Here is a 6,274-nt window from a genome sequence, read left to right as displayed (position 1 = left end):
GGCCTGGGGTATCGATGACGTTAATAATAAGGTCGGCACCATCTTTACCGAGCCCTTTACGACGGACCGCGGTATTTTTCGCAAGAATCGTGATGCCACGCTCTTTTTCCTGGTCATTCGAGTCCATGACGCGATCATTAACTTCGCCATGTTCACCGAACGCACCGGACTGCTCGAGCATTCCGTTGACGAGAGTGGTTTTACCATGGTCGACGTGCGCGACGATTGCGACGTTGCGGAACTCAGTGTTCACAGTACTCCTGAAAGATTGTGGGTTTTAACGGTTCAACGATACTCGTCTTCTACTCCACGTGCATCTTCACGCACGTTAACATCCCCCGCCGTTCCCCCGATAGCCCTAGTAAGTCAACAAAAAGCACACAGAACCGTTGCAGATGCCTGGCCGACTAGTTATGGTTGTGGCAATCGTTAAAGATGTTTCCATTGTTATTAAAGTGACAATAACTAGTGATTAGCTATTAAATACTAGACCTACCCCTGCACAACCCAACCAACGGTTCACGGAGGACCACATGCTTGCAGCCGCCCGCCCACGCATGATCGGGGCACGCACCGCGGTCACTACTATCGCCGCCAGCCTCGCTCTGCTTGCCCCAGCTGCACCCTCGGCGCAAGCCCAGAGCATAAACCTCAATCAAGCCTCCAGCACGCAGCTTTCTGCTAGCAAACAGCACCTGTACAGCAGTCAACTTGACGATCTCTTCGCACGATATTCACCAGTTGATCACCTAGGCCGACCAACCCCAGAAAGCGCAGCACAAATCCGACAATTCGCACACCAACCATGGGTGCCACCTCAAGCCCGAGAGGCTATTTTGCAGGCTCTGGATTTTGCGATTGGTGCAGGCGAAACCGGTGGACCCGATTTGCCAGAAGATGGTCCACGGTTCACACAGTTTGGCTGGCCGACAGTTGCCGGATCGTGCATCGATGGCACACATGACAGCGTTGGTACGGCTATTGCAGTTCCGGGCCCCGCAGAAATTCCGGCACCGGGTGCCGCAGCTCATGAAACTGCCTTCCTATTCACCGCGCTGGGTACCGCGCCCGCCGCCCAAAATCAAGACATGCGGGCCCACTGGTTTAATCTCAGCAACGGGAAATTTGGCACCACGGCGCTGGGTAACCATGGCATCAACCCGGAAGGTCCTGCCACTATTTCTGGGGTCGCCGATACTGGCCGCGGCACCATCATCGCCGTACTCGAAGGCAGCGTGCACACTCACAACAGCACCTGCAATTATTTCCCAACCGCCGCACTCATCACTGGTTAACCCCATGCATCCAGTCAAAAAAGAGACCTTTATGATCACCGAGAAGGTCAATGTCGATCCCAAGGGATTCCACCGCACCGTCGATTCCTATCTTTCAACCGACTTCGGCTTGTATATGGCACGAGGCGCTGACCACCCACAATTCGGCTACCTCGAATCTTGGCTGCTGCCGCAACTCTCCCTGCGAGTGAGCATCTTCCATTTCCGGCCGGGCTACGAAAAACCCCAGGATTATTACATCGACATCGTCGATATCGACGTCAGCTCTCATTCGTGGCACACACGCGATTTGTACATCGACATTGTTTCGCTGACCGGCCACCAAGTTGAAGTGCTCGATATAGACGAGCTAGCAGAAGCAACTGCGCAAGGTCAGATCACTGCCGATGATGCGGAGCATGCCATCGAAGCCACGCTCCGCGCTGTCGACGGGATCACCAGGCACAATGATGATGCACTTGCGTGGTTAGATTCGCTCGGTATGCCCGTGGAGTGGGCAGCCCCGGGCTCTTTCACGCTCACCCCACCAATAACAGGGCTCGGTCACAGCTAGGCACCCAGCAAAAGTGAAATCGCCATAATCGCCATTCCCCCAATTAACCCATAAACCGCGGCGTGGTGACGCCCGGTAACGACCGCCGTCGGCAAAAGCTTGTCCAAACTGATAAACACCATCACACCGGCGACTGCAGCAAACACAAACCCCAGTGCCTCGGGTCCCATGACGGGCATTAGCAGCGCAAAACCGACCAGCGCCCCGATTGGTTCAGCCAACCCCGAAGCTGTCGCGGCAGCGAATGCTTTCCACCGTGATCCGGTTGCTTAAGAGACATACAGCATTACCCCGGCGGATAACCCCAGGGATGTCGCCATGAACACCGGGCCTGGGCGGTTTTTCACCACCGCGATGGCACCGCCGATGCCTGTGGAAATTCCGGCTGCCAGTGTCAACGCAAAAGCGAAGAGAATCGTGGAAGTCTCGTACATCGACTCATTACACTAGGTGTTGTTCAATATTCAGGCACGTTGAACACGCGAAACTCCAATAATTTCGCTACGTCAACTCAAAAGCATCAATGCAACAACGTCAGTCAGGGTGATCGAAGTGCAAAATTTTCCGCTGCCCGCCAGCGCCGTACACGTCAGCGATCCCCTACCTGCCCAGCGCGTTTTTAGCGCCGCAGTTCTCGGGCTTTCTGCGATCTTCGTCGACCAACCACAAGGTCGCCACGCCCGTTTTCCTGGCAACCAACCCAAGCAATTCGACATCAGCGTGACAATGACTTTTCACGGTACGTGGCGGGTGCGCGCCCACACCGGCATCATCGCGATTCTTGGCGACGTTGAGGCGTTGCAGGCCTTGCGCGCGGTGAGAATCGAAGCCACTGCTCGCATCACTGTCTCCGCAGGACAAATTGGCGTCGACATTTTGGCACCGATCGCACCGTGGATAGTCAGCGCCAACAATCCTGAGGGTCCGGTAGCCACAGGTTCGCGATATCTCCCGGTGCATTCGGACTATGACATGCGAAATTACGGTTTATCGCATCTGTACGCGATTGTCACAGGAAACAGTGTATTCATCGATGACAATAAATTAGGCACGATTGACGTCGATGAGCCGGTAACGCCACCGTTGAATGTTCGTGCTTATTGCTCGGCTGGTGCCATGGTGGTTGCTCTGCCGCACGCGAAACCGCACATGGTGCAGATACCTAGCCTGGCACAACCACTAGATATCTACCCGGCGACAGCATTCGCCTCTCCCCTACCTAACGGAGCCCGGACCGTCACGAGCCCAGTGATGCCTGCAGAACCTAGTGATCCTTAAAGATCATAGACTTTAAATTTCACCTGCGCAGGCGCATTCGGGTCTTCTCCGCGCAGCACCAGTGGAATAAAATCTTCCGCCGCGGGGTGATCGTCCAACGCTGCTAAGTATTGCTCATGGGATGCCAGCGAATTAATCGCGGCACGTTCGTCAGCATCACTGACACGATAGACATAATCCGATTCCAGGTCGTTCACGATCCAAAATTTCGTCGTAGCCCAAGCGGATTCGGTGAGTTCGCGAAAAACCCAGGGATTGGCTGCATCCCGCGCAGCATCGAGAGCAGCTAAACCAGCCACGCGGTGATCAGCCTGGTTGAGTCCCATGGGTAGTTCCAGGCTCATCGGCAAAACGACTATGGCATCAGGCTGAAACTGGCGAATCTTGCGGGTAATAGCTTTGCGCAGCTCCAGGTTGTACACCAAATGACCATCAGGAAAATCGAGGATCTCTAAGGAATCAACACCGATCGCATCACAAGCCTTGCGTTGTTCATCGGCGCGCAGCGGGCCACATTCCTCCGGCGCGAGCGATGCAATTCCTGCTTCGCCTGAAGTCAACAAAAGATAGCCGACTTCAATGCCTTCCTGGCTGATCCACGAATTCGTTGCAGCTGACAGGCCGTATTCGGGATCATCGGGATGGGCAACGACTACTAAAACCTTCTCGATTCCGGAAAGATCTAGATTCTCTAACGCTCGGCCTTCGCCTGTTTGCTCAGTTTGTTGTGCTCCCATAGCAGCGATTATGCCCTATCCACCACCGGGCGATCAGGCTACGCTGTCGACGACGCAGTACTGGACGGCATTTCGCGCTGCTTCACCCAAGCTACAACCTTGTAGGTAACCGGCAGCAAAATGGCTTCCATCAAGGTTTTCCACACGAAACCGACAACCACATAATTCACGAAATCAGGCACGGTGCTGATACCAATCGCTGTTGCTGCGATCAGGCAAAACACCAGTGTGTCACCGAATTCGCCAACCACCGTAGAGCCCATTAGTCGTTGCCACAACGGGGCTGCGGCGTTCCGGCTTTTCATCTTGGTAAGCACCCAAGCATTGAGCAGCTGGCCAACAGCATAGCCAGCCAACGAAGCAGCAACAATCTGTGGCACGAAGCCCAGCACAGTGGAAAAGGCTTCTTGATTTTCATAGAAATCAGCCGCAGGCAACCAAATCGCAATATAAAACGCGATCACAGCACCCAACGCAGCGGCAAAACCAGTCCAGATCGCAACCCTCGTAGCTTTAAATCCATAGCATTCGGCGAGCACATCGCCGATAACATAGGCAATGGGGAATAAGAAAAACGCACCATCAGTGACCAACGGCCCGATCGTCACCCCTTTGCTCGCAGTGATATTCGAGATGACGAACACCACGACAAACGCCGCAACAAAAATGGGATACAGCCCAGCACGCACCGGGATATAGCGTGCTTGGGTCGAACTATCACTGTTTTTACTGGTTTTTGCAGCCATCTTGTTTTTCTTTCAGCCTGTCGTGAGCCGTCCGCACCCGTTTTAGGCGCCGGTCTTCCAATCGCAGACGTCGCCGTCTTGCATGATGTAATCCTTGCCCTCGAGGCGAACTTTTCCGGCATTGCGGGCAGCAACCATCGAACCAGCTGCATCGAGATCATTAAAGGAGACGATTTCTCCTTTAATGAACTTCTTTTCAAAGTCTGAGTGGATAACTCCGGCTGCCTGCGGAGCAGTAGCACCTTTCTTTACGGTCCAGGCACGTGCCTCTTTCGGCCCGGCCGTCAGGTACGTCTGCAAACCAAGCGTCTCGAAACCAGCGCGCGCCAGGGTATTCAATCCTGGCTCACTCTGGCCAACGGATTCCAGAAGCTCGGCTGCCTCTTCCTCTTCGAGTTCCAGCAACTCAGTTTCCGTTTTTGCATCCAAGAACACGCAATCTGCCGGTGCAACTAGTTCTGCTAACTCCGCGCGTTTTGCCTCATCGGTGAGCACGCCTTCATCAGAGTTGAAGACGTATAAGAAAGGCTTGGTCGTCATCAAATGCAGCTCACGCAACGGCGCCAAGTCGATTTCATCGGATTTAGCAGCAGAAAACAGTGTGCGATCATCTTCCAGAATCGAACGCGCGGATTTTGCCGACTCCACTACGTTGGCGAGGTCTTTGTTTTTCTTCGCCTCTTTTTCCAAGCGCGGCAGGGCCTTTTCCAAGGTTTGTAGATCTGCCAGGATCAACTCGGTATTGATGATGGAAATATCAGCGGTGGGATCAACTTTGCCATCGACGTGGATGACGTTGTCGTCGTCAAAAGCGCGCACAACCTGGCAAATCGCGTCAGCTTCTCGAATGTTTGATAAGAAAGCATTGCCCATGCCTTCGCCTTCGGAAGCTCCTTTCACGATGCCTGCAATATCCACGAAGGAAACGATGGCAGGCAAGATTCGCTCGGACGAGAAAATCTCAGCCAAACGACGCAATCGTGGATCTGGCAACTCCACCTGGCCGACGTTGGGCTCGATGGTGGCGAATGGATAATTCGCTGCCAGAATGTCGCTACGGGTCAGGGCATTAAACAGAGTGGATTTGCCAACATTGGGCAATCCGACGATTCCTAGTGTAAGACTCACACGCTGTATCCTAACGCATCGCCCACACTCCTTGCCCAATACTCCTTCGCCTCGAGGCCTGTAATAAGGCATGATATTAAACGTGAGTACGAAGTCGAACCGACCAGCCGATCCCAGTGAGCATGCTGCGGCATCACAGGACGCTGCGGCATCACAGGACATCGAATGGTCTGATATCACCCCGCACCCGCCTGGTGACCAAGTCGATCGTTCCGTCGTGCTCGGGCACGGCATCAAACAAGCCGCAACTTGGGCACTACGCCTGATCATCCTCGGGGTATTCCTATATCTGCTGGGGAGGATTTTAGGCCGATTCTGGGCTGGTGTCTTGCCGATCACCTTCGCGCTGATTATTTGCACCGTGTTGGCACCAGTGTCTTCGCGACTGCGCAAAGCTGGCTTTCCCAGTTCTCTTGCGGCGTTAATAACCCTGGGCGGATTCGTCGGCATCGTCGGCGGCACCATCTTCTACATCGCCCCTGATTTCGCACGTCAATCCCAAGGACTTTACTTACAAACCGTCGAAGGTATTCAACG

General features: G+C 54.1%; 8 protein-coding genes and 1 pseudogene. 4 read left to right on the top strand and 5 right to left on the bottom strand.

Annotated elements, in window-relative coordinates; translation table 11 throughout:
• Nucleotides 1–253 (bottom strand): GTP-binding protein (locus RCH87_RS09845; RefSeq protein WP_306516527.1); only part of this gene is annotated, 253 nt, incomplete at its 3' end.
• Nucleotides 254–533: 280 nt separating this feature from the next.
• Between RCH87_RS09845 and RCH87_RS09840 the strand changes: the two genes are divergently transcribed.
• Both RCH87_RS09840 and RCH87_RS09835 read left to right on the top strand, forming a co-directional pair.
• Nucleotides 534–1,295: a hypothetical protein gene (locus RCH87_RS09840; protein WP_306516526.1), complete on the top strand. Its 762-nt coding sequence runs from the start codon at nucleotides 534–536 to the stop codon at nucleotides 1,293–1,295.
• Nucleotides 1,296–1,299: 4 nt separating this feature from the next.
• A complete protein-coding gene (locus RCH87_RS09835; RefSeq protein ID WP_373690978.1) occupies nucleotides 1,300–1,848 on the top strand; it encodes a DUF402 domain-containing protein in 549 nt (182 codons plus the stop codon).
• Here RCH87_RS09835 and RCH87_RS09830 read toward each other — a convergent pair.
• Nucleotides 1,845–2,282: pseudogene (locus RCH87_RS09830) on the bottom strand (hypothetical protein). The gene RCH87_RS09835 and the pseudogene RCH87_RS09830 sit on opposite strands and share 4 nt — an antisense overlap.
• Before the next feature lie 118 nt (nucleotides 2,283–2,400).
• On the opposite strand from RCH87_RS09830, the gene RCH87_RS09825 reads away from it, so the two are divergent.
• Nucleotides 2,401–3,126: a hypothetical protein gene (locus tag RCH87_RS09825; RefSeq protein WP_306516524.1), complete on the top strand. Its 726-nt coding sequence runs from the start codon at nucleotides 2,401–2,403 to the stop codon at nucleotides 3,124–3,126.
• On the opposite strand, the gene RCH87_RS09820 is transcribed toward RCH87_RS09825, so the two are convergent.
• From RCH87_RS09820 to ychF, 3 genes are read right to left on the bottom strand one after another with little or no spacing between them, the layout of a single operon-like run.
• The gene (locus RCH87_RS09820; RefSeq protein ID WP_306516523.1) at nucleotides 3,123–3,863 is read right to left on the bottom strand and encodes a PIG-L deacetylase family protein; all 741 of its coding nucleotides are present in this window, start codon (nucleotides 3,861–3,863) and stop codon (nucleotides 3,123–3,125) included. The two genes, RCH87_RS09825 and RCH87_RS09820, sit on opposite strands and share 4 nt — an antisense overlap.
• Before the next feature lie 38 nt (nucleotides 3,864–3,901).
• Nucleotides 3,902–4,609 carry a queuosine precursor transporter gene (locus RCH87_RS09815; protein ID WP_306516522.1) on the bottom strand — a complete coding sequence of 236 codons (708 nt, stop codon included), beginning with the start codon at nucleotides 4,607–4,609 and terminating at the stop codon, nucleotides 3,902–3,904.
• A gap of 42 nt (nucleotides 4,610–4,651) precedes the next feature.
• The gene (gene ychF, locus RCH87_RS09810; protein ID WP_306516521.1) at nucleotides 4,652–5,737 is read right to left on the bottom strand and encodes a redox-regulated ATPase YchF; all 1,086 of its coding nucleotides are present in this window, start codon (nucleotides 5,735–5,737) and stop codon (nucleotides 4,652–4,654) included.
• 82 nt (nucleotides 5,738–5,819) lie between these two features.
• On the opposite strand from ychF, the gene RCH87_RS09805 reads away from it, so the two are divergent.
• A partial coding sequence (locus RCH87_RS09805) for an AI-2E family transporter (RefSeq protein WP_373690977.1) occupies nucleotides 5,820–6,274 on the top strand: 455 nt, incomplete at its 3' end.

Source organism: Corynebacterium sp. (assembly GCF_030826625.1).
GTDB lineage: Bacteria > Actinomycetota > Actinomycetes > Mycobacteriales > Mycobacteriaceae > Corynebacterium.
Note: the sequence above shows the minus strand (reverse complement) of the source record. Positions and strands in the feature narration are given on the sequence as shown.

Excerpts from the sequence above, each read along its gene's own strand:
- RCH87_RS09815 (WP_306516522.1), bottom strand. The coding sequence starts at position 4,609 with ATGGCTGCAAAAACCAGTAAAAACAGTGATAGTTCGACCCAAGCACGC.
- RCH87_RS09835 (WP_373690978.1), top strand. The coding sequence starts at position 1,300 with ATGCATCCAGTCAAAAAAGAGACCTTTATGATCACCGAGAAGGTCAAT.
- RCH87_RS09840 (WP_306516526.1), top strand. The coding sequence starts at position 534 with ATGCTTGCAGCCGCCCGCCCACGCATGATCGGGGCACGCACCGCGGTC.
- RCH87_RS09820 (WP_306516523.1), bottom strand. The coding sequence starts at position 3,863 with ATGGGAGCACAACAAACTGAGCAAACAGGCGAAGGCCGAGCGTTAGAG.